26 protein-coding genes are annotated in these 26755 nt (G+C 41.9%); 21 read left to right on the forward strand and 5 right to left on the reverse strand.

Annotated elements, in window-relative coordinates; translation table 11 throughout:
* The 3 genes from HWQ41_RS02145 to HWQ41_RS02155 form a co-directional block, all read left to right on the forward strand.
* Window positions 1-213 (forward strand): hypothetical protein (locus HWQ41_RS02145; RefSeq protein ID WP_292759571.1); only part of this gene is annotated, 213 nt, incomplete at its 5' end.
* A gap of 66 nt (window positions 214-279) precedes the next feature.
* Window positions 280-1812: a DUF1565 domain-containing protein gene (locus HWQ41_RS02150; RefSeq protein ID WP_292759616.1), complete on the forward strand. Its 1533-nt coding sequence runs from the start codon at window positions 280-282 to the stop codon at window positions 1810-1812.
* Window positions 1813-1942: 130 nt separating this feature from the next.
* Window positions 1943-2701, forward strand: a complete 759-nt coding sequence (locus HWQ41_RS02155; protein WP_292759573.1) for a hypothetical protein — start codon at window positions 1943-1945, stop codon at window positions 2699-2701.
* A 218-nt stretch (window positions 2702-2919) separates the two neighbouring features.
* Here the strand turns inward: HWQ41_RS02155 and HWQ41_RS02160 are convergent, their stop codons facing one another.
* Entirely contained in the window at window positions 2920-4989 is a 2070-nt protein-coding gene (locus tag HWQ41_RS02160; RefSeq protein ID WP_292759575.1) for a tetratricopeptide repeat protein, read from the reverse strand.
* Window positions 4990-5267: 278 nt separating this feature from the next.
* Between HWQ41_RS02160 and HWQ41_RS02165 the strand changes: the two genes are divergently transcribed.
* The 5 genes from HWQ41_RS02165 to HWQ41_RS02185 all read left to right on the forward strand — a co-directional run bounded on the left by HWQ41_RS02165 (window position 5268) and on the right by HWQ41_RS02185 (window position 10265).
* The gene (locus tag HWQ41_RS02165; RefSeq protein ID WP_292759577.1) at window positions 5268-5411 is read left to right on the forward strand and encodes a hypothetical protein; all 144 of its coding nucleotides are present in this window, start codon (window positions 5268-5270) and stop codon (window positions 5409-5411) included.
* Between the two features lie 64 nt (window positions 5412-5475).
* Complete coding sequence (locus tag HWQ41_RS02170) at window positions 5476-5736, forward strand: hypothetical protein (protein WP_292759579.1); 261 nt, start codon at window positions 5476-5478, stop codon at window positions 5734-5736.
* Window positions 5737-6191: 455 nt separating this feature from the next.
* Complete coding sequence (locus HWQ41_RS02175; protein WP_292759580.1) at window positions 6192-6386, forward strand: hypothetical protein; 195 nt, start codon at window positions 6192-6194, stop codon at window positions 6384-6386.
* Between the two features lie 154 nt (window positions 6387-6540).
* The gene (locus HWQ41_RS02180) at window positions 6541-8973 is read left to right on the forward strand and encodes an ATP-binding protein (protein ID WP_292759582.1); all 2433 of its coding nucleotides are present in this window, start codon (window positions 6541-6543) and stop codon (window positions 8971-8973) included.
* Window positions 8970-10265, forward strand: a complete 1296-nt coding sequence (locus HWQ41_RS02185) for a response regulator (protein WP_292759584.1) — start codon at window positions 8970-8972, stop codon at window positions 10263-10265. Before HWQ41_RS02180 ends, HWQ41_RS02185 begins: the two co-directional genes overlap by 4 nt.
* A gap of 71 nt (window positions 10266-10336) precedes the next feature.
* On the opposite strand, the gene HWQ41_RS02190 is transcribed toward HWQ41_RS02185, so the two are convergent.
* Window positions 10337-11308, reverse strand: a complete 972-nt coding sequence (locus tag HWQ41_RS02190; RefSeq protein ID WP_292759586.1) for a 1-aminocyclopropane-1-carboxylate deaminase/D-cysteine desulfhydrase — start codon at window positions 11306-11308, stop codon at window positions 10337-10339.
* Window positions 11309-11526: 218 nt separating this feature from the next.
* Here HWQ41_RS02190 and HWQ41_RS02195 point away from each other — a divergent pair, with 218 nt between their 5' ends.
* The 3 genes from HWQ41_RS02195 to HWQ41_RS02205 all read left to right on the forward strand — a co-directional run bounded on the left by HWQ41_RS02195 (window position 11527) and on the right by HWQ41_RS02205 (window position 15728).
* A complete protein-coding gene (locus tag HWQ41_RS02195) occupies window positions 11527-13257 on the forward strand; it encodes a diflavin flavoprotein (protein WP_292759588.1) in 1731 nt (576 codons plus the stop codon).
* An 85-nt stretch (window positions 13258-13342) separates the two neighbouring features.
* Window positions 13343-13855 (forward strand): phosphate-starvation-inducible PsiE family protein, encoded by a 513-nt coding sequence (locus HWQ41_RS02200; protein WP_292759590.1) that lies wholly within the window; start codon window positions 13343-13345, stop codon window positions 13853-13855.
* Between the two features lie 136 nt (window positions 13856-13991).
* Window positions 13992-15728 (forward strand): diflavin flavoprotein, encoded by a 1737-nt coding sequence (locus HWQ41_RS02205; RefSeq protein ID WP_292759592.1) that lies wholly within the window; start codon window positions 13992-13994, stop codon window positions 15726-15728.
* A gap of 64 nt (window positions 15729-15792) precedes the next feature.
* Here HWQ41_RS02205 and HWQ41_RS02210 read toward each other — a convergent pair whose 3' ends face one another.
* Complete coding sequence (locus HWQ41_RS02210) at window positions 15793-16530, reverse strand: PEP-CTERM sorting domain-containing protein (protein ID WP_292759594.1); 738 nt, start codon at window positions 16528-16530, stop codon at window positions 15793-15795.
* A 227-nt stretch (window positions 16531-16757) separates the two neighbouring features.
* Here HWQ41_RS02210 and HWQ41_RS02215 point away from each other — a divergent pair, with 227 nt between their 5' ends.
* The 6 genes from HWQ41_RS02215 (at window position 16758) to purU (ending at window position 22571) form a co-directional block, all read left to right on the forward strand.
* On the forward strand, window positions 16758-17768 hold the full coding sequence (locus HWQ41_RS02215) for an ABC transporter ATP-binding protein (protein WP_292759596.1): 1011 nt from the start codon (window positions 16758-16760) through the stop codon (window positions 17766-17768).
* Window positions 17769-18581 carry an ABC transporter permease gene (locus tag HWQ41_RS02220; RefSeq protein ID WP_292759597.1) on the forward strand — a complete coding sequence of 271 codons (813 nt, stop codon included), beginning with the start codon at window positions 17769-17771 and terminating at the stop codon, window positions 18579-18581.
* 101 nt (window positions 18582-18682) lie between these two features.
* Window positions 18683-19057 carry a four helix bundle protein gene (locus HWQ41_RS02225; RefSeq protein ID WP_292759599.1) on the forward strand — a complete coding sequence of 125 codons (375 nt, stop codon included), beginning with the start codon at window positions 18683-18685 and terminating at the stop codon, window positions 19055-19057.
* Between the two features lie 22 nt (window positions 19058-19079).
* On the forward strand, window positions 19080-20801 hold the full coding sequence (locus tag HWQ41_RS02230) for a Gldg family protein (protein WP_292759618.1): 1722 nt from the start codon (window positions 19080-19082) through the stop codon (window positions 20799-20801).
* 70 nt (window positions 20802-20871) lie between these two features.
* Window positions 20872-21495 (forward strand): DUF4340 domain-containing protein, encoded by a 624-nt coding sequence (locus HWQ41_RS02235; protein WP_292759601.1) that lies wholly within the window; start codon window positions 20872-20874, stop codon window positions 21493-21495.
* 221 nt (window positions 21496-21716) lie between these two features.
* Window positions 21717-22571, forward strand: a complete 855-nt coding sequence (purU, locus tag HWQ41_RS02240) for a formyltetrahydrofolate deformylase (RefSeq protein ID WP_292759603.1) — start codon at window positions 21717-21719, stop codon at window positions 22569-22571.
* Between the two features lie 56 nt (window positions 22572-22627).
* On the opposite strand, the gene HWQ41_RS02245 is transcribed toward purU, so the two are convergent.
* Both HWQ41_RS02245 and HWQ41_RS02250 read right to left on the reverse strand, forming a co-directional pair.
* Entirely contained in the window at window positions 22628-22894 is a 267-nt protein-coding gene (locus HWQ41_RS02245; protein ID WP_292759605.1) for a hypothetical protein, read from the reverse strand.
* A complete protein-coding gene (locus tag HWQ41_RS02250) occupies window positions 22891-23235 on the reverse strand; it encodes a hypothetical protein (protein ID WP_292759607.1) in 345 nt (114 codons plus the stop codon). The genes HWQ41_RS02245 and HWQ41_RS02250 overlap by 4 nt, the downstream gene beginning before the upstream one ends.
* A gap of 439 nt (window positions 23236-23674) precedes the next feature.
* Between HWQ41_RS02250 and HWQ41_RS02255 the strand changes: the two genes are divergently transcribed.
* From HWQ41_RS02255 to HWQ41_RS02270, 4 genes are all read left to right on the forward strand, one after another.
* Window positions 23675-24763 (forward strand): HoxN/HupN/NixA family nickel/cobalt transporter, encoded by a 1089-nt coding sequence (locus tag HWQ41_RS02255; RefSeq protein WP_292759609.1) that lies wholly within the window; start codon window positions 23675-23677, stop codon window positions 24761-24763.
* 286 nt (window positions 24764-25049) lie between these two features.
* Complete coding sequence (locus tag HWQ41_RS02260) at window positions 25050-25259, forward strand: hypothetical protein (protein WP_292759611.1); 210 nt, start codon at window positions 25050-25052, stop codon at window positions 25257-25259.
* A gap of 155 nt (window positions 25260-25414) precedes the next feature.
* A complete protein-coding gene (locus HWQ41_RS02265) occupies window positions 25415-25909 on the forward strand; it encodes a helix-turn-helix domain-containing protein (protein ID WP_292759613.1) in 495 nt (164 codons plus the stop codon).
* A 50-nt stretch (window positions 25910-25959) separates the two neighbouring features.
* On the forward strand, window positions 25960-26472 hold the full coding sequence (locus HWQ41_RS02270) for an IS630 family transposase (protein WP_292759615.1): 513 nt from the start codon (window positions 25960-25962) through the stop codon (window positions 26470-26472).
* The last annotated feature ends 283 nt before the right edge of the window (window positions 26473-26755 follow it).

Genomic DNA, 26755 nt, shown 5'->3' on the forward strand with positions numbered 1-26755 from the left:
CAGAACTCGGAACTTCAAGCTTGGAACTCGGAATGCCCAGAGCAGAACTCGGAACGCCGAGATCAAAACTCAGAACGCCGAGATCAAAACTCAGAACGCCGAGATCAGAACTTGCAATGTTGCATAAGAGTCTATAACTTGTGTGTACATATTATCCGCTTGCAAGAAAAAGTAATGTGGATATATTTTCTACACACAAAGATACTACTGTGAAAAAGTTTGCTACAAGTAGTGTTATTTATGATTGTCATAATTAAAATAATTGACTCTCAATTATCAATGGTGAACTCTACCCTCGTTGTCACACTCTATGTCAACCCTATGACAGGGAATGATACTAGTACTGGTTCACGGTTGAGTCCGTTTAAAAGCCTCACCCGTGCCTTAAAAGTAACCAAAATCCCTACGATAATTCATCTGGAATCGGGGACTTACAGCGCCGCTAGTGGTGAGGTGTTCCCACTGGTCATCCCTGGTGGGGCGACAGTGGTAGGTAACGAAGCGAAAAAAGGTGCAGGGATTGTAATTTCCGGGAGTGGCAAGTATCAAAGTCCCAGCTTTGGTATGCAAAATATCACGCTTCTCTTGCTAGATAATGCCAGTCTTTTAGGTGTAACTGTCACCAATCCCTTAGCCAAAGGTACTGGTATCTGGATTGAATCGGCTGCACCTACTTTAGCTAACAATACTTTGAGCGACTGTGGGCGGGAAGGTGTGTTTACCACTGGTACTGCCAAACCCGCAATTTTAGATAACATATTTGTGCAAAATACTGCTAGCGGGTTAGTTATGGCACGTCAGAGCCAGGGGAAAGTACTGCGGAATGTATTTCAAAGAAATCCTTTAGGCATAGCAATTAGTGACTTTGCCGCTCCGGCGATCGCAAACAACAAATTATCCGAAAATCGCACGGCGATCGCACTTTCTCGCAACGCCCAACCTGTGCTGCGTCAAAATCTGATTGCTAAAAATACCCAAGGTGGTCTATTAGTCAATGGCAATGCAGTTCCTGACTTAGGTAGTAGCCAACATCCCGGTGATAATATTTTTCGTGATAATAGTGAATTTGATTTACACAATGCCACTACACAAAAGCTGGTTTCCGTAGGTAATCAATTAAATTCTTCTCTAGTCAAGGGCTTGGTCGAATTGATTCCAACCAATCGAGTAGCGGTTAGCACCAGTTCCTCTTATGCCCCAACAGAATCCCGATCTCAAAAACTCCCAGCGTCTCCCCAACTAGATGGACATTGGGCAGAACCATTTATTCAGGCATTAGTGAGCATGGATTTAACTCATGCTTTTGCCGATGGTAGCTCCCAGCCAGATAAACCCATGACTCGCGCCCAGTATGCAGTTCTGGTGGCGATCGCTTTTAATCCATTTCCCAAAGTCCCAGCACCTGATTTTACAGACGTACCCAAGGATTTTGGGGCTTATAGCGCTATCCAAATCGCGGCTAGCGGTGGTTTTGTTGGCGGATTTAGCGATCGCACTTTCCGCCCCGATCAAAATGTGCAGCGGCTACAGGTGATTGTCTCCTTAGTAAACGGACTGGGACTACCAGCGGTTGATAGCGATGTTTTAGAAGTATATAGCGATCGTCATACCATTCCCGACTATGCCCGGACAGCCGTTGCTACTGCTACACAACGGGGAATAGTTGTCAACTATCCAGATCCGAAAGTGCTTGCACCTTCACGTTCGGCAACACGCGCCGAAGTTGCAGCGATGGTTTATCAGGCATTAGTCGCCATTGGGCGAATACCTGCGATTAAATCAGTCTATGTAGGGTTGCATTCCAGAAATTGACAAGTAGAATAAGAAACACTGCCTATCGGCTTAGTAACTCGTGAAAAAAAAACCATGTAGTTAAAAGCACACTAGGCTAATATGCGATGGGTGACAAATCTTAGACCTATTGCTTAGAGCTAATAGCCCCATGTTAACAACACTTCCAGACACCTCTGCCAACTTAGCGATCGCCTTATTAATTAACTATAGTTTCGATCTCAGTGGGTATAGTGCCAATGAGCTAGTTGAGCGTTGGCAAACGCAATATCCCCTTAATTGGCTACACCTGGCAGTGATTGAGGCACTATATCAAGGTCGTTATAAAGGGGTTTCCGTGCAGCAAATCTTAGTATTTTGGCAGCGCCGGGATCAGGCTACATATCATTTCAACATGGAATTTGAACGGATGATTTGTAGCAAATTTCCCCAAAGGTTAACCTCATTGGCTGCACCAGCCCTACCGCCAGCCCAGAAAAACCTCGCTGTAGAGAAAGTGACGAGTCCTCAATTACCACCAGCTAAGATTAGCAACGGCTATCAACAGAGCAATACTGCAACTCTACAACTGAAAAGTTCCGAACCAAAGACATCTTTGAGTGAAGAAGAGAGGAAGCAGGAAGATAGAGACAATAAAACCGTCTTGAAGTCTCCGCTTTCGGGGAAATTTGCCTCTTCGGCAACCCTTCAGCTATCGTCTGCTGTCAGCCAAAGGCAAACTTCACAAGAAAGTCCACCGCCCTCTGCATCACCATTGCATCATAAACGGGCAAAGCTACTTCCACCTGCTGCTCTTCATGCCCCAATCGGGCAATTTACTCCAGAAAAAAGCGATCGCTCTGAGTCTTTTACATGTAAACTCAAAGCGATGTCTAGCGAACAGAATCCAACTGTGGGGAGTGGGGATTAACAATTCCAAATTCCAAATTCCAAATTCCAAATTCCAAATTCCAAATTCCAAATTCCAAATTGTTCGCGCTGCATCTCGTAGAGAAGAGAGTTTCAGACTCTTATTTAAACCCCGACTGTAGCAAGATCCCGCAGGGTAACTGAAGCTACGTGTTGACGTTGCGGATCTTAAACCCGTTAATTTACGATAATTAAACGATAATTAATTTTTTTAGGTTTTTACTCTGCAACTAACTGCTTAAAGCGCTGATCATCGGCAATATCATCAAAATCTAGGTCAGATGCTGCGTCTTCTTTATACCTGGGATTAAGTTCAATTGCTTGTTGTAGAGTTAGCAGAGATAGTTCAACTTGTCTTTGCAGTGCGTAACAGGCTGCTTTGTTGTAATACGCACTGGCATAATCTGACTTAATTTCTAACGCTTTGTTAAAACTAGCGATCGCTTCATCATCGCGTCCCAGTCTTACCAAAGTATAACCGCATTTATCCCAGATTTTGGGAGAATTGGGTTGGAATTCCAGCGCTTTTTCCAAGGATGCCATTGCTTCTTCGTATTGTTCCAATGCTACTAGGGAAAGACCGCGATTCAACCAAGCAACAGCATCATCAGGTTTGATTTGTGTAGCTTTGTCAAATGAGGTAAAGGCTTGCTGATGCTGTTGCAAGTTCCCAAAAGCAACGCCGCGATCGCACCAAGCTTGATGATAATCTGGTTGAATCGCAATCGCTCGATCATAGGATGCGATCGCATCTTTGTAGCGTTTTAACCTTCCGAGAGTTAGACCGCGTTTTAACCAAGCCACAGGTTCATCAGGTTGGATTTTAACCGCTTGGTTGTAAACTGCGATCGCATCTTCATAACGCCTTTCAGAAAACAGTGCATCTCCCTGTTTTACATACTCATCAGCAGTGAATTCCGGTTGTTGTGGCTGTTCCTGTATTTCTTCCTCAACTTCAGAATTCACCACCTCTGGGATAGATTCAGGTGTAATTTCAGTTAGTTCTTGAAGAATGAGATCCTTTCTTTCTTGGGCATCCAATTGTAACTCAGAGAGTTGAGAGACGAACTCAGTTTCTAATCTTTCTAAATTCTCCAAAATGATCATCTTTTGTTGTTGAGCATTCCATTGTAATTCTGAGAATTGCGAAGTAAACTCAGAACCAGATTTTTCTAAATTCTCAATGATTAACTCTTTGGACTTTTGAGCATCTAGTTCTAATTCGGATAGTTGTTCAACAAACTCTGACTGCAATCCTGCTAAACTTTCAACAATTTTATTTTTTTGCTCCTGAGCATCAATCTGTAATTCCGATAATTCCGATTTCAGTTGATTATCTAATTTTCCTAAACTTTCAAATGTAATCTCTTTTTTATTTTGAGCATCTACCTGTAATTCTGATAATTTATCAGCAAATTCTGACTGCAATTTTGTTAAACTTTCAATAGCTATATCCTTTTGTTTTTGGGCATCAGACTGCCATCCAGAAAGTTGAGATGTGAACTCAGACCTTGATACTTCTAAATCAGCAACAGCTAGTTCTTGCTGTTGTTGCACACCTAACTTTAACTTAGACAGTTCCTCTGCCATCACAGATGCTAATTTTGCTAGATTCTCCAGTGCTATATCTCTTTGTTGTTGAGCATCAAACTCTAACTTAGATAGCCCAGAAGCAAATGTTGACTCTAAATTTGCTATATTTTCTTGAGATTTTTTGAGTTCAGTTTCTAATCTACTTAATACCTGTGCTTTAGCTAAATCTAGCTCAGATGTAAGGATAGATATATTTTCTTGTTCCTTTTTAATTTTTTGTTGTAAAGCAGTCGTTTCCCGTTCTAATTCATAATTGATTTTTTTAGCTTCTTGAATAACATTTTCAGCATCTTGCTTAACGGTGGTTAGCTGATTTTGTAATTTTTCCAGTCCCTGTAGTTGTTGCATTGCTCTATCAACAATTTCACGAATTACCACCCGTCGCAAGAGCCAAAATAAAGCAATGATTGCGACTGGAAATAGACTTAATATAACTAGCCAGACATTGAGTAAGATAGTTGTACGGCTAAAAGCGCTATTAAAATCAGATTGGACTTGCTGTTGAATTCGCTTTTCGGCTCGTAGTCGTGCTAATTCTTCCCGTTCCTGATTCGATAACACCGGAGTAGGAGTTAGTGCTGGGGAGGATGTTGGTGCAGATTGTCCACTGGCAATTCCAACGGATAACAGTAAGGGTAAAAAGACAATAGTGCTTTTTACAATTAAAGCGAAAACAGCTTGATTTTTGCTCTTCATAACAACCATCTCAGTCTGTTGGTCAGTTTTTGAAGCGGCGTGCCTCTCTCCAATCTATAACAGAATTAAGTCCTGAAATGTTGTAGAGGGAGTGGGAAATACTGAACAATCCTTAACAAATCCGTTCCGTCGTCCCTTAGTGTACGTAAAACTTCAGTGTTGGAGTACAGTCAAGTTTTTGACCTTTTTTTTTGTGAGGTACTATTATAACATTACTAAGTTGTAGCTACTGCCAAAGACGGCAAAAAGCAGGCAGCACAGATAAGATTTATCAACCTGTGGAATACAGATTGCAGGAGCATCGACGCTTTTTTAGACCATCCACCGAACTAGGTTCGGACTTTGTTTCTACAGGTGCTAGGGCGTTGAAACTGAAATTTGCACCTATATGCGAAGTGTCAGGTGTGGGTACTTCGCACTAACATTAGATTATCTAGGGTAAGTAGATTACTTATCCTCAAATTAACTTAACAAAGGCGGTAGAAAATGGGTCGCTTAAATCCTTATACACTGCAATTGCAGATTACCCGAATGTTTGAGCAAGGGCAATCATTTTTTGCCACAACCAAGGTACAGGAATGGTTGAAAGAACGCAAACACAATCCAGAAGATTATGACATTATTTTCCATAAAAAACCCGCGCCTCCTGGTTCAAAAGAAGTGATGGTAGTGGAAATTGAATTACGCCGCAAAGATGGACAACCTGTAGATCCTTGGTTGCAGGAACAAGCAAATCTCCATGCTTGATTTGAGCAACTAGCAATTTTCAATTTAAATTCATCTTATCTTAACAGAATTCACCAAAATAGAGCGTTCCCAATTGCGGAACGCTCTTTGTTATCTTTGTATTGATCATACATAGCTTTTGAATTGTGAGAATTGCAACCCGCAGCTCCCCGACTTCGTAAAAGTTGTCGGGGATCTTGTTTCTCACGAATAGGCAAATTCATATTTTCACCCAGCAATGCCTCTTTTTTGGAGAATCGCTTATTTAGGAATAGATATTCTCTGTGCGTTTGCCCATATCAAAAACAAAGAGATTTTCCAAATAGGTAGCAATGCTAGAATCAGTTGGCTGAATGCGATCAGTGTATGTAGTTATTGAATTAACCTTACCTAACTTTGAGTAAATATCAAGATTGGTGTGTGAATTTAACTAATCTTCATAAAATTCCATACCAAGCTAACTGATATTTAATTAAGTGGCAAATCAGATTTTAGAAAACCTCGCTGTTTCTAACGCTTTGAGTACTGTACCTGATTCAACTACAGGCGAAATCAGTGATAATTCTTTAAGTTACATTCAATCTCAGTACACTTGGGTGATAGCCCTTAGTCTATCTGGTTTTTGGCTTAACCGAACTGTATTAGATTTCCTTCTACGTATTCTCTGGTAATCTTTTTCAAAAATCATATCTGATCCCTATATAAATATATTGATTATTTTGCTATGGGTAACAATCAAGGCTGTGATTATGAATAATTTTTTGGGCAATCTAAAATATAGCCCTTTTTTCTGGTTAGCCAACCAATTGTTTAAGGAAAGAACCTTTGATAAGAGTCAACTCCAGCCCATCTGACACCAAAAGGCATTCCTCGCACAATTTGCTGATCCGATTTCTTCTCGGTGGCACTACTCTTATTGTGAGTATTTCTGCTTATTTGAGCTATCAAGCTGCTCGGCAAATAACGCTAGAAGAGTTGAAAGGAAGAGCTTTTTTAGAAGTACAAAGAGGGGTTGATGAAATTGAAGAGTGGTTGCATGTTCGCAAAGTGGAGGTGCAAACCCTTGCTCATACTTCAACTGTACGCTCCTTAGACTGGTCTGTGACAGAACCCTATTTAAAGTCAGAAGTTGGCCGGATCAATGAATTTTTCGTTTTCCAAATAGCTACCCCGGATGGTTCGTATTTTAATACTATGGTTGGTCGGTCAAATAAGAATATTAAGGATCGAGACTACTTTCAAAAAGCATTAGCCGGAAAAAGCAACATTTCTGATCCCTTCATCAGCCGTTCCACAGGCATTCCTTTAATTGCGATCGCCACCCCCATTTGGTCAAATTCTTCTCAGAGTCGTTCACCAATTGGTGTCTTCAACGGCAACGTTAAGGTCGATCACATTGTTGAAGTTGTCAACTCGCTGCGTTACGGCAAAAACAGCTATGCATTTGCTCTAAATTCCCAAGGACAAGCGATCGTCCATCCCAACTCAATTTTAATGTCAACGGTGGAAAAACCTGCACCCAGCCTGCTGAAAATTGCCGATCGCAATTTAAATGCGATCGCGCAGCGGATGGTAAATAAACAACAGGGAATTCAGTTGATGGAAATTGACGACACCAAAAAGTATGTTGCCTTTGTGCCGTTGGAAGAAGCTAATTGGTCTGTAGCTCTGGTGATTCCGCGCCAAAATATTGAATCTCGACTGCAATTTCTCGATTTTATCGCCCTAATTCTGGGCGGACTAACAGTGACGATGATCACTGTCTTGTGGAGGGTGCAAGCGTTTGAACAGGCTCAACTGAAAAAGTCCAAAGCAGCGGCTGATACCGCAAACCGTGCTAAGAGCGAATTTTTAGCCAACATGAGCCATGAACTGCGAACGCCCTTGAATGGTATTTTAGGTTGCGCTCAAATTTTGCTGCGTTCCAAAGATTTACCAGAGCCACAGCAATATCATGTAAACATCATTGAACAGTGTGGCTCTCATCTGCTGACTTTAATCAATGACATTTTGGATCTTTCCAAAATTGAAGCGCGAAAACTGGAACTGCATCCTGAGGATGTGCATTTCCCGTCTTTTTTACAGGGGATCGGGGAAATTTGCCAGATTCGGGCAGAACAAAAGGGCATTTTGTTTGTCTATGAACCCGCGATCAACTTACCTACTGGGCTTCATGTCGATGTCAAAAGATTACGTCAGGTGCTATTGAATCTGCTGGGGAACGCCATCAAATTTACGGATGAGGGTAAAGTTACTTTCAAGGTTGAGGTAATCGATCAACTTCTGGGTGATGGGCAGATGGTGAAATCTCGCATTCGCTTTAGTGTAGAAGATACGGGAATTGGGATAACTCCAAGCGAGTTGGATAAGATTTTTTTGCCATTTGAACAAGTAGGTGAGAAAAAGCGTCAGACCGAAGGGACGGGGCTGGGTTTAGCTATTACTCGGCAGTTGGTGCAGATGATGGATAGCGATATCTATGTTAAGAGTCAGATCGGTCAGGGTAGTACTTTCTGGTTTAAGATTGCGATCGCCGAAACAAGCCAATGGGTGCAGTCTGCGATGGCTGCATCAAAGAGACAAATCATTGGCTTTGAAGGTAGCCCGCGCACCATCCTGATGGTGGACGATCGCTGGGAGAATCGCACAGTAATTACAAACTTACTGCAACCACTGGGTTTTAATGTGGTTGAAGCCAGCAACGGTCAAGAAGGTTTAGAAAAAGCGATCGCCCTTAAACCAGACCTAATGATTACAGATTTGTTCATGCCAGAAATGGATGGGTTTGAATTGATTCAACACCTGCGTCATACCCCAGATATCGCAGATGTCAAGATTATCGTCTCTTCCGCTAATGTCTTTGAAACTGACCAACATCGCAGTCTGGAAGCAGGAGGTGACACCTTTTTGAACAAACCTGTACAAGCAGATGAATTACTGCATCAATTAGAGTTCCACTTAGGTTTGGCATGGATTTACCAACAGTCTCAGTCTGAGCAACAAAGAATCAACTCTTCGGCTACAACAAGTGATAGCCCATTAGATAAATTGACTCCTCCTTCCCCCGATGTATTGCGGGAACTGCTGACCTTAGCCAGTAAAGGTAACTTCAATGCCATTCTTAAATTGGCCGATCATCTGGAGGAAACAGACACAAACTTCGCTCCCTTTGCTAACCAATTGCGGCAACTAGCGAGGCAGTTTGACGAAGATTTAATCCTCAACTTCTTGACTCAATATGGGGTAGAAATAGCATGACAGAGACAATACACGACGAAAAAAATTCCCAGAATCGCGATCCTGCCAGAGGAATTGTTTTAGTCGTTGACGATAACCCTGCCAACTTACAAGTTTTATCGAGCTTTTTGGATCAGTCTAGCTTTGAAGTTTGGGCGACTCGTAGTGGTGAAAAAGCCATTCAAAAACTAGATAACGATCATTTACCTGATTTAATTTTGCTTGATATAATGATGCCGGGCATGGATGGGTTTGAAACTTATAAACACCTAAAAAGCGATCCTCGTATCCAAGATATTCCAATCATTTTTATGACTGCTCTTTCAGATACTGCTGATAAAGTTAAAGGATTGCAATTGGGAGCCGTAGACTACATTACCAAACCTTTTCAGTATGAAGAGGTCTTGGTGCGAATAGAGCACCAACTGAAGCTGAGAAATTTGACGAAAACCTTGATTGCCAAAAACGCCGAATTACAACAGGCTCAAACCCAACTGATCCAAGCAGAAAAGGTAGCAACATTAGGCCATCTGACAGCAGGAATTGCCCATGAGGTGAATAATCCGATCAATTTTATAGCTGGCAACTTAAATTTTGTAGAAGAGTATGTTCAGGAGGTTGTTGATTTACTCAAGCTATATCAAAAGTATCTGCCCGACCCACCTATTGAAATTAAAAATGCTATTAAAACAAAAGATATCAGCTTTTTGTTAAATGATTTATCTAAAATTATTCAATCCATGCAAGTTGGTACAGATCGCGTTACAGAAATTGTGTCATCGTTGAATAACTTCTCTCGCCACAGAGAAGCAGGCAATAAACTGGCTAACCTGCATGAAGGTCTAGAAAGCACGCTACTCATTCTCGGTCATCGACTCAAAGCAAATGCTCATCATCCGACAATCCAACTAATCAAAGAATATGGTGAATTGCCACCTATTGAATGCTATCCAGGCGAAATAAATCAGGTTTTTATGAATTTGATTTGCAATGCGCTCGATGCAATTGAAGAAATCCAAAAAAATCAAAACTTTGAGGAAATTTCCAAATATCCTGGTGTGATTCGGATTCAAACTGAGTCAATTGGAGAACGAGTTATTCTCCGAATTGCCGACAATGGCTCAGGAATCAGCGAAGCAGACCGGACAAAAATATTCGATGCTTTCTACACCACAAAAAGCATCGGTAAAGGAACAGGGCTAGGTTTATCTATTGCTTATCAAATTGTAGTTAACAATCATCGCGGCAAACTAACTTGCCATTCAACACAAGGTGAGGGCACAGAGTTTATGATTGAATTACCTATCCGATAAATTAGAATCTGCATAACAATGAACAAAAATATTTACAGTCTTATCAATACACTTGGGTGATAACCCTCAGTCTATCTGGTTTTTGGCTTAACCGAACCGTATTGCGATCGCTCTTCTATCCCGACGTTGCCCTGTAAGCCTCCTGTGTGTACCAGCAACAATGAATCGCCTCTAGAAAAAAATCCTTGCTTTAGTAAATCCATCACTCCGTAAAACATTTTAGCGGTATATACGTAATCGAGCGGTACCTCATGTTCCTCCCTGAACTGTTGGCTAAACAGTAGCAACTCGTCGTTCACCTTTGCATAGCCGCCGAAGTGGTAATCACACACCAATTCCCAAGATGCTGGAGAGGTATATGGTGCGGGTAAACCAGAAGCGAGATAATTTGTTAGCAGACTTTCGATTTCTTCTGCAAGAAATGCCCCATTTTTCAATACTGGAAAAGCGATCGCTCTTTGCTTTTGATGTAACGATAGCGTAATACCAGCCAGTGTGGTAGCCGTACCGCCGGCTACGCATATATGATCAAATGCGTAGGCGTAGCCAGCCGTAGGCATCGCATTACCAACTATCTCCGTGCAGCCGCGCACACCATTTAAATTACTACCACCTTCGGGAATGATAAACACCTCACCGAAACGTTGTTGCAGATATTCCTGTAGCGCTGGTGTGTTGCGCTGTCGATACGTCTCGCGGTTCAAGTACACAAGCTGCATACCCTGCTGTACCGCGAAACTCAGCGTCGGGTTGAGTGGTAGCCTCTCCTCCCCACGAATTACACCAATGGTGCGAAAACCGAAAAAATTACCAGCTGCCGCAGTTGCATAGATGTGATTGGAATAAGCGCCGCCAAAAGTCAGCAGCGTTGTGAAATTTTTCTCCTTGGCCTCCAAAAGATTGTATTTCAGCTTGAACCACTTGTTGCCGTTAACCAAGGGGTGCATGAGATCGAGGCGTAGCACATACAGATTAACACCAGCGTCACGGGTGATTTCGCTGTTGATTTGTTGTAGAGGAGGAGGAAAAAAGATTAACGACATGTGTCAACATTGTAACTTAGAATTTATATTCTCTCACATTCATTATTGAAGATAAAAATAATGATAAACATTGAGTAATTCAATGGTAAGTCCATCAAATGAAGAATAAATCTTTCTGATGATTACCTTTAGAAATTGGCATTTTACTAATTGAGTATTTCAGGTAAACATAAGAAACATAACACTCGCTCCAGACAATATCTTTTTGGAGAAAATAAATGGTCGCACTCACACAGCTTACTCAAGTTATTCCCAATCCAGGGCGTTTGACGATTCAAACTGTTGAAATTGCTCCTCAAACGACTGCTATCCGTTGTCTCGACTGGGATAGAGAACGTTTTGATATCGAGTTTGGTTTACGAAATGGGACGACTTATAATTCTTTCTTAATTCAGGGAGAAAAAGTTGCCTTAGTTGACACATCTCACCGCAAGTTTGAGCAGCTATATCTTGAGATACTGGTGGGGTTAATTGATCCGACTAAAATAGATTACTTGATTATTAGCCACACAGAACCCGACCATAGTGGCTTAGTGAAAAATATTTTACAATTAGCTCCCTCGATTACTGTTGTCGGTGCTAAGGTGGCTATTCAATTTTTAGAAAATATGGTTCACCAGCCTTTTAAATCAATGCAGGTGAAAAGTGGAGAGCTATTAGATTTAGGCAACGGACACCAATTAGAATTTATCTCTGCACCTAACTTACACTGGCCTGATACAATCTTGACTTATGACCACAAAACTTGCACTCTCTACACTTGCGATGTGTTTGGGATGCACTACTGTGATGACCACACTTATGATGAAAATATTACTTCAATAGAGGAAGATTTTCACTATTACTATGATTGTCTCATGGGCCCCAATGCCCGGTCTGTCTTGGCAGCTTTAAAGCGGATTGAAAAGTTAGAAATAGTCACAGTTGCCACGGGACATGGCCCTTTATTAAAACACTATATTTACGAATGGCTCGGACGGTATCAGAACTGGAGTTTAGAACAAGCAAAAGCAGAGACACTAGTGGCTCTATTTTATGTTGAAGATTACGGGTATAGCGAGCATTTAGTCCGTACCCTAGCACATGGATGCGCGAAAACAGGCGTGGCAGTAGAGTTAGTAGCTCTTAATAGTGCCGAGCCTCAAGAAGTTCGAGAATTAGTTGCACAAGCCTCTGGTTTAGTAATTGCAATGCCAGCCCAATCTTCGGTAATGGCTCAAGCGGCTTTAAGTACTATTTTAGCTGCTGTTAACAAGAAGCAGGCAATTGGTTTATTAGAGTCGGGAGGGGGAGAAGATGAACCCATTTACCCCTTACGCAATAAGTTACAAGCATTAGGATTAACCGAAGGTTTTCCCCCTATCTTAGTTAAGGAAACTCCTACCCAAGCAACGGAACAACTTTGTGATGAAGCAGGGACAGATATGGGTCAATGGTTGAACCGCGATCGCACCATTAAACAAATAAAATCGATCAATACCGAGCTAGAAAAAGCTTTAGGACGTATTAGCACGGGATTGTATATTATCACCGCCAAAAAAGGAGAAATTCAGAGTGCAATGCTGGCTTCATGGGTGACACAAGCGAGTCTTGAGCCTTTAGGAGTGGCGATCGCAGTATCTAAAGATCGGGCAATTGAATCCTTGATGCACGTTGGCGATCGCTTCGTTTTAAACGTTTTAGAAGAAGGCAAATATCAAGGATTAATGAAACATTTTCTGAAGCGTTTTGCTCCTGGTGCAGACCGCTTTGGTGGAGTGAAAACATATCCAGCAAAAAATGGATCGCCCGTTCTCGCTGAAGCTTTAGCTTACATGGAATGTGAAATTACTAGCCGCATGGACTGTGGAGATCATTGGGTAATTTATAGCACAGTCCAAACTGGAAGAGTTGCCAAGCTAAATGCACTTACCGCCGCCCATCACCGCAAAATTGGCAATCATTACTAAATGGGCATTGGGCATTGGGCATCGTTTTCTTCATCTTCCTCTGCTCCCCAACTCCTAACTCCTAACTCCCCACTCACAAAAAGCTATGTATAAATCTGCTGAAAATACCGCAATTACCATGTACGAAATCAATCGAGCGCGCGTCGTGCGAACCTTGGAATTTATTCAAGATGTGATTGTGATTTGTTTGTGTATCGGTTTATTTAGCTTCATGGTGCTTCAGGTGAGAGATATGTTTCTCTCCTTACTTCCGCCTCTGGATTTTCATGCTGTTACTGCCGATATTCTCTTTTTACTCATCTTAGTTGAGTTATTCCGACTGCTGATTATTTACCTACAGGAACATCGAGTATCTATTGGGGTAGCTGTTGAAGTTTCTATGGTTTCCGCCTTGCGAGAAGTCATTGTTAAAGGTGTTCTAGAAACAAGTTGGAGTCAAGTTTTAGCAACTTGCGCCTTTTTATTAGTGCTAGGAATACTACAGTTCCTCCGAGTTTGGCTACCCCCAACCTTTGAAGGTATCGACCCGGAACAAGAAGTATCTAAACGCTATAGAAACCAAGCCAAGTCTGAATTAATACAAACCAATAGTCATTAAGAATAGGGAGTAGGGAGTAAGAATTTTAGATTTGAGATTTTGGATTAAAGAATTAAAATTTAATCCAAAATCTCAAATCCAAAATCCAAAATTGAATTGCCCAATGCCCAGTATGCCATGATTAAGAGAGGTTATTATGTCTGCAAATACTTTAACTACCAGTCATCCAAGAGATGTACAAGTTGCGGAAATTGGTAAAAATACTCTGATTCTGCGATCGCGGACTTGGGACAGACTAAAATTTGAGGTAGAGTATTCCCGCCAACGGGGAACTACGGCGAATTCTTATCTGATTCAAGCTGATAAAAAGGCTTTAATTGACCCTCCTGGTGAATCTTTTACCGAAATTTACCTTCAGCAACTGGCACAACATCTAGACTTTACCACCCTAGATTACATTGTTCTCGGTCATGTCAATCCCAACCGCAGAGCTACCTTGCAAGTATTGCTCTCTGAAGTTCCTCAAGTTACTCTAATTTGTTCACGCCCCGCCGCCAATGCTCTAAAAACCGCCTTTCCCGAATGGGAATCACGTATTCAAGCGGTGCGATCGGGAGATACTCTATATTTAGGACAAGGACATGATCTATCATTTATCACCGTACCAACTCCCCGTTGGGCGGATGGACTTTGTACCTACGATCCCACTACAAAAATTCTCTACACAGACAAATTTTTTGGCGCTCATATTTGCGAAGATACTTTATTTGATGAAGATTGGAAGGGATTAGATGCGGAACGTCGTTACTATTTTGAATGTCTCCATGCGCCCCAAGCCAAACAAGTTGAAGTAGCCTTAGATAAATTGTCGGTTTTGGGAGCGAGATGTTACGCCCCAGCACACGGCCCGGTTGTTCGTTACAGCCTTAGTCGTTTTACTTATGATTACCGTCAATGGTGTCAAGGGCAAAAATCTCAAGAATTGAGTGTTGCTTTGCTCTATGCTTCTGCTTATGGTAATACAGCAATTTTGGCGAATGCGATCGCTCAAGGTTTGATTCAAAATGGAATTAATGTCGAATCAATCAACTGTGAACTAGCAGACTCTGCGGAGATTAGCCGCATTGTAGAAACCTGCGATGGCTTGATTATCGGTTCACCCACTTTAGGCGGACATGCACCGACTCAAATTCAAACAGCTTTAGGAATAGTCCTCTCCGCGACGGCTAAAACTAAGTTAGCAGGGGTGTTTGGTTCTTACGGTTGGAGTGGAGAGGCAATTGATTTACTAGAAAGCAAGCTTAAAGATGCTAATTATCAACTAGGATTTGAAACAATTCGGGTGCGTTTTAGCCCTACTCCTGAGATTCTCCAGCAGTGTCAAGAAGCAGGTGCTTACTTTGCCCAAAACTTGAAGAAAACCAAAAAACTGCGTACTTCCCGGCAGGTTGTGACAGAAACCCATGTAGATCGTACCGAACAAGCGGTGGGGCGGATCATTGGTTCTCTGTGTGTTGTGACAACTCGTGATGAAGAAACTCACAAAGGCGTTTTAACTTCTTGGGTATCGCAGGCAACTTTTAACCCGCCAGGGATTATGATTGCGATCGCTCACGAGCAGAATGCAGATTTAATGCATCATCCTGGTGATAAATTTGTGCTGAATATCCTCAAAGAAGGAAGAAATGTGCGGCGCTATTTTTCTCGTCACAGCACTTTAGGAGATAATCCCTTTGCAAATCTTGCCACAAAAACTGCTCTTAATGGTTGTTTGATTCTGAATGAGGTATTAGCCTATTTAGAATGTACGGTGCAAAATCAGCTTGAATGTGGTGATAGATGGTTAATTTATGCCGTCATCGATCACGGTGAAGTATTGGAAAATGATGGCGTCACTGCTTTGGAGCATCGGAAATCTGGTAGCTATTATTAACAGTTACCAGTAAAGAGTACTGGAGTCTGGTTACTGCGGAGGCTTGCTTATTAAATTATAAAATTCAGACATTTTCTTGGATATGTTTGTGCCGTCGCAGTTTTAAGAAGATAGCAATGCCAAGAAATATTCCTGGGTAGATGGTAGGTTCAGGGATAGCGGTAACGGGTTCATAGGTTACTAACCCTCCAAATACAACGCCAGATGGATTCTGTTTGTAATTGGTATCGCCTGGAATGCCAGCAAATATGCCAGGGCCGTTCTGGGCGACAACTTGAATTATATTTTTGCCTGAAACCAAGAAGGGTGTAATAGAAAATGTTTGAAGAAATGCCTGCGCTTGTGCGGCTTGTGAACTGTCAGATATGCTGCCTGAATATCCGATCAAATTATTATTTACATATACTTTAGCAAAGTCATCAGCTGCTACTGAGATACTTCCTGATGCTGGCGAACCGAGTAAATTTAATTCCTTAGAAAACGTATATTGAGCTAAACTTGCCGTCGGAGTTGTTCCAGTAATACCAGATGCCCAAATCCAATTAGCACCCGGAATGCTGGACAGGTCAGCCGACCAACCATTTCCCGCAAAGGAATAAGATGTTGCACCAATTGGACAATTCAGTGGAGAACTCGAATTTAAACAAACGTATTGTGCATTTCCCTGTGGAACTGCGGAAGCGTCAGTGACACTCCAACTAGTGTCCGATGCAAAACTAATTGATGCAGCTTTTGCTGCACTCATAGCTCCGAAAATAATAATTGCTGTGCTGACTACAGCACTAAGTGCAGTTATTCGCATCAAATTTTACCTTATGTAGAATTCAAATATCTAAATCTGCGAGTAGTCCAACTAGTTAATTAATTTTACTGGATTACTGGCTTCAATTATCAGGTTGTTGATTGTACTTTAATAATCGTCCAGGAACTTTACCTGTTGTCGGCTAATCTTAGTGCCAATCCCCCATACCCAATATCGTGATCTAAAATTATTGGGTATTCTAATAAATTGCGATCGCCACTATACCGATGATCGAAGTTGAGCATCTAAGTAAAATATACGGTTCCACCCCAGCGATTACTGATGTCACCTTTAGCGTCGAGCCTGGGGAGATTTTAGGGTTGTTGGGCCCCAATGGCGCTGGTAAAACCACAACCATGCGGATTCTGGCTGGTTATTTACCGGCAACCAATGGTAATGCCCGGATTGCTGGTTATGATGTCCATGAAAATTCCCTGGCTGTGCGCCAACGAATTGGTTATTTACCCGAAACACCGCCGTTATATCCAGAAATGACGGTGGAGGGATTTTTACATTTTGTCGCCCGAATTAAGGGAGTTTCAGCAGGCGATCGCACCAATAAAGTAACAGCTGCGATCGAACGCTGTAATTTAGAAGATAAGCGGCGGGTGATTATTCGCAAACTTTCTAAAGGATATCGCCAAAGGGTAGGAATTGCTCAAGCGATCGTCCACGATCCCCCAGCGATTATTTTGGATGAACCCACCGTTGGACTCGATCCCCGACAAATAATTGAGGTGCGGAATTTAATTAAAAGCCTCGCTGGGACTCACACAATTATTCTTTCCACGCACATTCTGCCAGAAGTAAGCATGACTTGTAGCCGCGTCGCCATTATCAATCGCGGTAAAGTGGTGGCAACTAATACACCAGATAATCTAATGGCACAGTTGACAGGTGGCTCAGGATATGAATTGGAAATAGAAGGAGAAGCTGCCCTAGCGAAACAGGTATTGCAAAAAGTCGCGGGTGTGAGTCTGATAGAATCAATTCCGATAGCCGGAATGCACGGTCATCAACCGCAGGAAAACCGCGCTTACCTGCGGGTAATATCCCAACCGGGAAAAGAACCAGGGCGCGATATTGCCACAACATTAGTGCGTGCAGGATTCGGTTTACATGAACTGCGGCGTGTTAACGCTACTTTAGAAGATGTATTCTTGCAACTGACCACAGAAGAAAAGAATTTCGATACTGAGGTAGACTTAGCAGCAGACAACGAAGGAGAGGCAGCGTAAATGGGTGTAGTGCTGAGTAATATTATTGCCATTTATCGCCGAGAGTTACAGAGTTATTTTGTATCACCTTTGGCTTATGCGATCGCAGGCATATTTTGGTTCATCGCGGGGTTATTCTTCGTGATGATTTTGCTAGGGCCAGATGGCATTTTACCAGGAGTCGCAGCAATAGATTTACAAGGGCAACAACAGGGAGTGCCAGTACCGCCGATAGATGTCCCCTACGAATTTATCCGGGCATTTTTAGATCGCATGGGGTGGCTATTGTTGTTTATCCTGCCAATTCTCTCGATGGGACTCTATGCCGAAGAACGGAAGCGGGGCACTTTAGAACTGTTAGCCACGTCACCAATCACCAATTGGGCGGTAGCTGTAGGTAAATTATTAGGCGTGATCACATTTTTTACCACAATGGTTGTACCCATGCTAGTGTTGGAAGCGATCGCAATCAGTGGATCAAATCCACCAATGACGTTCTCAATTCCTTTGCTGGGTCATTTGGGATTAATCTTGCTAGCAGCAGCAATTTTATCTGTAGGAATGTTTATTTCCTCATTAACAGACAGCACCATTCTGTCTGCCGTACTCACCTTTGCAGTAATCTTATTATTGTTATTAATTGATTTAATCGGCAAAATTGTCCCTGGCCCCGTGGGCGAAGCTTTAGGTTATCTGTCGTTGCTGAAACATTACAACACCTTAATTCAAGGCATTTTTGATACCAGCGCCTTAATTTTATTTGCCAGTTACATTTTTTTGGGCATCTTTCTCACCGCTCAATCAATTGATGCACTGCGCTTTCAAAGGCAATAGTTATTTGTCATTGTTCATTTGTCATTGGTCAAAAAATAGTGACAACTAAAAATATATGGACGAAAATTGAGTGACTAAAAGTCAGCAAGATAACTGAATAAATGGCAACAAAGCGTTTCCAAGAATTACAGGTTTATCAATTATCAGAAAAATTAGCAGATGACATTTGGAAAATTGTTGAAGGATGGAATTTTTTTGCAAAAGATACGATTGGTAAACAGATTATACGTTCAGCCGATAGTATCGGTGCCAATATAGCGGAAGGTCTAGGAAGAGGTAGTTTTCAAGACAATAGACGTTTCATAAAAATAGCGAGAGGTTCTTTGAATGAAACTCAACATTGGTTAAGACTGGCTCATACTCGTAACCTTTTAACTACCGAACAGATAAATGCAATCAAAACAATCAATAACGAACTAGCGCCAAAATTAAACTCCTACCTAAACTCAATTGGCAATGTACCAGATGACAAATGACTAATGACAAATGACAAATTATATGAAGATAGTTGCAAAAAAGAAACTTTGGAAATATCTATTTTGGTTTGGCCCGTTCCTAATTACTGTTGGCTTAACAGTTGGATTAGTCTCTGAACAGTGGGGATTAATTCCATTAGCATTTCTGATTACGGGAATTGTCATCAGTGGATTGTGGATAATATGGCAAAGCTACCAAACTAATTGGTGGAGGAGTCGTTCTACCCAAGCTGGGACTAATGCCCTAGTGGCAACTCTGGCAGTATTGGCAATTTTGGGATTGATTAACTTTTTGGGAACTCGCTATCACTTGCGGGCAGACTTAACAGAAACTCAATTGTTTACCCTTGCGCCCCAGTCACGGGAATTAGTAAGTGTGTTACCACAACCAGTTAAGGTGTGGGTGTTTGATATTAACCAGAATCCCCAAGATCGAGAACTCCTAGAAAATTATCAGCGGCAAAGCTCAAAATTTAAATATGAGTACATCGACCCCCAAGCTAGACCAGGACTTGCAGAAAAGTTTGGCGTTAAAGATTATGGGGAAGTTTACCTAGAATCTGGGAATAAACGGCAATTAGTACAAACAGTAAATGAAAATGAGCGCCTGTCGGAAGTCAGATTAACTAGTCGCCTGCAACAACTAACAAATTCAACCACAGCTAAAGTTTACTTACTCCAAGGTCATGGCGAACGCCAACTTTCGGCTGGCAAAGGTGCAATATCACAAGCAGTTCAGGGATTAGGCGATAAAAATTTTACAACAGCACCCCTGAATCTAGCAGAAACTTCCAAAGTTCCTCAAGATGCGGCTGTCGTAATAGTAGCTGGCCCCAAACGAGGGCTGTTTGAGGGTGAAGTCAAAGCCTTGCAAGAATATCTTAATCGGGGCGGTAGCTTACTGCTGATGATTGATCCCAATACCGATCCCAAAGTTGACACTTTGCTACAAGAGTGGGGTGTTCGTTTGGATAATCGTTTAGCAGTAGATGTTTCAAAGGATAGCGTGGGACTTGGCCCTGCTGCCCCCTTAGTGACAGAATATGGACAACATCCAATTACCAAAGATTTCGCTAACGGCATTTCTTTTTATCCGGTTGCACGACCACTGGAAATTACCTCTGTACCTGGTGTTGAGGCTACTCCACTGCTGCGAACCAAACCCTATCCCAACAGCTGGGCAGAAAGCGACCTCCAAAGCGAAAAATTGGAGTTTAATGCAGATAAAGACCTCAAAGGGCCTCTGACCTTGGGCGTTGCCTTAACCAGAAAACAAGCAGCTAAATCTACTTCCACTCCCCAAGCTTCACCGACACCTTCACGCCTACCATCACCAACCACCCAAAGCAAAACTAGCCCTACTCCTTCACCCTCCCCCAAAACTCCGCAAGCTTCACCCCTACCATCACCAACCACCCAAGGCAAGGCTTCCCCCACTCCCTCATCTCCACCATCTCCCTCATCTCAAACAGCTACCGAGTCCCGGTTAGTGGTTTTAGGAAATTCTAATTTCGCCACCGATGGCTTGTTTCAACAGCAACTAAATGGAGATGTATTTCTCAACTCAGTTACTTGGCTGAGTCAACAGGAGAAGCAACCCCTTTCCATTCGCCCCAAAGAACCGAAAAACCGTAGAATAACCTTGACTACTACGCAAGCCAATCTTTTAATATTGTCGTCTTTGTTGGTTTTACCTTTAATTGGGTTGGTGGCGGCAGTCATTATCTGGTGGAAACGACGGTAAGAAGTGAGTTAGGAGTTAGGAGTTATAAAAATTAACTCTTTACCAATGCCCAATGCCCAATGATTAAAAAATGAAATTGCCGCGAACGACTTTAATTTTGATACTGCTAGCGCTAGGTTTAGGTGGTTTTGTTTACTTCTATGAAATTAGAGGTGCAACTGTGCGAGAAGAAATCAAGGAGCAAAAGCAGCAAATTTTCTCTTTTGCCGCAGATGATGTGCAGTCTTTAACAGTCAAGACAAAAAAACTCACCCTAAATCTGGAACGTAGCCCTGAATCTAGTAACTTGAAGTGGTTAATCAAATCTCCGGTATCGGGCCCAGCAAATGATGCTATTGTTTCTTATTTAATGGATTTGTTGGTCAAAGGTAAGAGCGAGCGCACTTTATCAACTCCAGCAAAAGAGCTTGGAGAATTCGCCTTAGATCAACCCCAAGCAACTATCAATATCACCCTGAAAAACCGACAAAGCCATCAGTTGCTTTTGGGTAAATCTAACTTTAACGGTCGTTTCTTGTATGCTCAAACTGACCCTGCTACAAAACCCGATGGGAATATAAATGTGCTGTTGGTATCTACAGATTTTGCAAATGCCGTGAATCGGGAGTTATCAGAGTGGAAACAACCTGTAGATAATAGTCAGAAACTGCCTGGACTCAGCACGCCTTTACCAACTCCGACAAATGGTAAATGAGCAGAGCCAGGGCGAATGAAATTCCCGCGCCACTTGCTTCAAGTCGGGGAACCCGCCCAACGCAGTGGCTTGGCTACACAGGCAAAGTCCGCCTCCTCGGACTAAGGAAAAATTGAGGGTTTGAAACCCACGGAGGTGGGTTTTGCTTGTGTAGACGCGGTTTCTAACCGCCGATTTAACGTTAAGTTGACTTCAAATCTCAATACTTTTTCTAAGTTATTATGACAAATCCGACAGCAACATTGCTGATTTCCTGCCCCGATCAACGGGGACTGGTGGCGAAATTTGCCAATTTCATCTATTCTAATGGTGGTAATATTATCCATGCAGATCAGCATACAGACTTTGCTGCTGGGTTATTCCTTACCCGCATTGAATGGCAATTAGATGGATTCAATTTACCACGAGAATTTATTGCCCCTGCATTTAATGCAATTGCACAACCTTTAGGCGCTAAGTGGGAAATACGTTTTTCTGATACAGTACCACGCATTGCTATTTGGGTAAGTCGACAAGACCATTGTTTATTTGACTTAATTTGGCGACAACGTGCTAAAGAATTTATTGCTGAAATTCCTTTAATTATCAGCAACCATTCTAATTTAAAGGTAGTGGTAGAGCAATTTAATATCGACTTTCAGCACATTCCCATCACTAAAGACAATAAATCAGAACAAGAAGCCCAACAACTAGAATTACTACGCCAGTACAAAATAGATTTAGTTGTATTGGCAAAATATATGCAGATTGTTAGTGCAAATTTTATTAGTCAATTTCCGCAAATTATTAATATACATCACTCATTTTTACCAGCTTTTATCGGAGCAAATCCCTATCACCGAGCTTTTGAACGTGGGGTAAAAATTATTGGTGCAACGGCTCATTATGCGACTGCTGATTTAGATGCAGGGCCAATTATTGAACAAGACGTAGTGCGAGTTAGTCACCGTGATGAAGTTGATGATTTAGTTAGAAAGGGCAAAGATTTGGAGAGAGTTGTATTAGCAAGAGCCGTGCGATCGCACTTGCAAAATCGTGTATTAGTGTATGGAAATAGAACAGTAGTATTTGAGTGATTTTATATCCGAAGGAATCTAAACAGGCAGTTTTAACTTAGAAAGCGTCTTCATTGTTAATGTTCGGCAATTATCCGATCAACAATTTGCTTCATACCTGCTGACTGAAAATTCTTATCACGCATACGAGCTAAAAATTCTTGCTGTAAGGTAAGATTATGTTCTGGGTTGGCACTTTTCATTGCGCCATAAAATAGTTCAGCTTTGACGATTGAGCAAACGGCAATATCTTTGGTAGCAGTGGTTTCTAGTTTCTGCTTTAAGATGGAATTTTTACCACGCATATAGATAATGCAAGTGTTAGTATCTAGCAGAAATTTCACAGGATTGGTTCGCGTTCTGGTTGTTGTCCTTGGGGATGGCGGAAGAATGTTTCGTCTTGGATACATCCATAGAATTGAGTCAGGGGATATTCTGGGGTTTCGGTTTGGGTTTCTGGTTGTAGGGACTCAATGAGGGTTTTTAGTAATGTCCAGCCTCGGCTAAAGTCGAGTTCTTCGGTAAGTTCAGCCAGGGGGGATTGACGGAAGAATTCTGAGAGTTTGGTGGGTTGGTCTGGGTGGGTGTTGTGTGTGGTCAGGCTTTGGGCAAGGAGTTGGATAATATACAGTTTATCGTTAGGGGAAAGCTGAAGGAGTTGTTGTTCGAGTTCTGGGATAGCCATGATGGGGTTTAAGTGGAGGATAATTTTATTTTACTTTCAGGGTAAAGGGTTAATCCTGTTGCCTAATAGACAAACATGATAATTCTTAATAAGTGGAAATACTTGAAATGAAATTGTTTTCTGTTCATCCAAATTGCCACTACCCATTTGTGATAATAACTCAAAATATATTGGGAAGCTTCTTTAGTCCTATTTATAAAGATTTCAGCCTGCGAATGCTGCTCACCGTTATGAAGTATGCCCGACTAGTCACACTTTTGACATAACTTTGCAATACCTTTGTCATTTAGATAGGTTTTACTAAACCTTACGTCTATGTCAACGTAAGTAATTTTGATGAATGAAACCTCTATAGGCTGGCTCAGTATGCTGGTACGGCTCATACAGAGTCTCATTCGTTTTTCACCTTGTCGAAATATGCCTTTATAAGGAGTGATAAATGCTATCCAGGTTTTCGCCTGTTTTCAACGATAGTTCCAGAAACGTTAGACGTAAAGTTATCAACATCTATGCGTTCCTGATTAGCGTGAATATTTTGATCTGGGTAGTTGCTCTCATTACATTCCACAGCTACCCCCTTCTGCTTGGCACTGCCGTATTAGCTTATAGCTTTGGTCTACGTCATGCTGTAGATGCCGATCACATCGCCGCGATTGACAATGTTACCCGTAAATTGATGCAGGAGAACAAACGACCTGTTGCTGTTGGGTTCTTCTTCTCTCTAGGTCATTCCACCGTTGTAATTTTCGCCTCTGTGGCGATCGCCTTAACCACTACAACCATCCATAATAACTTTCCCAGTTTTGAAAAGGTTGGGGGGCTAATTAGCAGTACCGTTTCTGCACTTTTCCTACTAGCAATTGCAGCGATCAATATGGTGGTGCTGTGGGATGTTTACAAGACCTTCCAAACCGTCAAGCGGGGAGGAATCTACGATGAGCAATCCTTAGATGAATTTTTGAACCAACGTGGGCTACTCGGTCGCATCTTCCGTCCTTTGTTTCGGTTGATAGATAGTAGCTGGCAAATGTTTCCTTTAGGTTTCCTTTTCGGTTTAGGCTTTGACACGGCGACAGAGGTAGCACTGCTGGGGATTTCTGCGAATCAAGCCGCTAAAGGTCTGCCTATCTGGTCGATCCTACTGTTTCCAGCTTTGTTCACCGCAGGTATGTCCCTGATTGACACCACTGACGGCATTTTAATGCTTGGTGCTTATGGCTGGGCTTACGTCAAACCAATCCGCAAGCTCTACTACAACATGACCATTACCCTTGTTTCTGTACTAGTTGCTGTGGTCATTGGTGGAATTGAGGCTCTGAACATTATTGGTGATCAGTTACAACTGAAAAGTCCGTTTTGGGATTTCATTAGTCAACTAGGTGATAACTTTGGCACAATTGGTTACTTAATCATTGCCATTTTTGTATTCAGTTGGTTACTTTCGACCATCATCTACAAAGTCAATAAGTATGATCAGTTGGAAGTTACTAGTGCTACAACTACTAAACACGGGAGGAATAAGCATTGAGCCTGTATGCGCCACATGAAAGTTGTGCATTCTAACAGCTTTTATCGGAGTAAATCTTGATCATAGAGCTTTTGAACGAGTATTCGAGTAATTTTATATCCGAAGGAATTTAATTCGTGGCTATATAAACAAAGTCCGCCGCCTATGCGGACTAAAAAAGAAGATATTTGAACTAGATTTAGTATTAAACACTACTACCAGAGATGAGTATAAAAATATTAAGAATTATCACTGGGTTTGCGAAAGTAAAGTTAAATAGTTAACAGCCTAGCAGTCAGGAGATATTATGACCATTGACAACTTCATCGTCCGCCCAATGAACAGATCGGAAATTGATTTGGCGATTACTTGGGCAGCAACGGAAGGTTGGAATCCAGGAAGATATGATGCTGAATCTTTTTATCAAGCTGACAAGAACGGTTTTTTATTGGGCGAGTTGAATGGTGAGCCAGTGGGGTGCATTTCTGCTATTGCTTACGATCAACACTCAGGGTAAGCTCATCTAATTTGGTATAAAGTGAACTTGACAAATTAAAGAAGTTAGGAATAAACGACTAGATAAAAAACACACTTAACAACTGATACCAATTCTGTATGAAGATGCGCCAAACTATGCCAAACTTCTAAATGGGTGCATTTAGTGATTTTGTTATGAGTCGTCCATTCCAAATTGAGATTTCAGAAAGCCAAGAAGAATTGGAAAAAGCTATCAGACATGCCACAGCGGCAAGCAGTAAAGAAAGATTGCAAATGCTCTATTGGCTTAAGAGTGGTCAAGTCAGCAGCAGACGATCGCTGGCAGAACGTTTAGGAGGTGATGAAGCAACCATAACTCGTTGGGTGAGAAAGTATAAAGATGAAGGACGAAGGGGCTTGCTTGAAGTCAAACATGCACCAGGGAAAGTTCCGCTCATCAGTGGTTCAGACTTAGAACGCTTGAAACAGCAGTTGCAAGAATCATCTGGGTTTCAAAGCTATGGTGAAATTCAACAATGGCTCAAGAGTGAATTAGGGGTTTCACTGGCTTACAAAACGGTCTATGAAGTTGTTCGCAACCGTTTAGGTGCGAAGTTGAAAGTGCCTCGTCCTCAAAGCACTAAACAACACCCAGAAAGTCTATCTCACTTTAAAAAAAACTTCCTCTAGCATTCAAATTTTTGCAGGAGGAATTTGGAGACGGGAAGAGATTAAGGTACTTGTGTCAAGACGAAACACGTTTAGGATTAAAGACAATTGCAGGACGTTTAATTACGGCTAGAGGGGTTAAACCTGTAGGCTTAAGCCAGTGGCAACGCCAGAATTTTTATTTATATGGTGTTGTCGAACCGCTGAGTGGATACAGCTTTTTCTATGAGTTTCCCTACCTGAATGGGGATTGTTTTCAACGTTTTTTGGAATTACTGTCTGCTGACCTTGGGGATGATATCGCAGTTATACAATTCGACCAAGGGTCATTCCACAAAGCTAAAGCTCTCGATTGTCCAGATAATATTATCCCTATTTTTCAACCTCCTCACTCTCCCGAACTCAATCCGATTGAACGTTTTTGGGAATTTCTCAAATCAAAACTGCAATGGGAAAGTTGTAAAACCCTCGTGCAACTACAGCAGAAGCTAACTGATGTGCTAAAAACAATTACGCCTGAGATGATTGCTTCTCTCACTTCTTACGACTTTATTCTTGAAGCTTTATTTAGCGCAGCTTCATAAAGAAATGGTATGAGCAAGATAAATGAGAAGAATTCAATGCTGTTGTCAAAAAAATGTCAGGAGTCAGGTTGATGTCACAGGGTTTTAAAACTAAATCTGCTGAGAGTCAACCTACAACTGTTGAAGTTTGCTCTATTGAACTTCCTGGACGAGGAAGCCAGATGAAGTCAGCCCCATTCTCACGACTATAACCTCTTGTCGGTGCGATCGCTCCCGCCCTGATTCCACATATAGCAACGGACAAGAAGGTTAGGACATTAACTGATGATAAAACCTATATACA

This window comes from Nostoc sp. NOS(2021) (assembly GCF_017115025.1).
In the GTDB taxonomy this organism is placed as follows: domain Bacteria; phylum Cyanobacteriota; class Cyanobacteriia; order Cyanobacteriales; family Nostocaceae; genus Nostoc.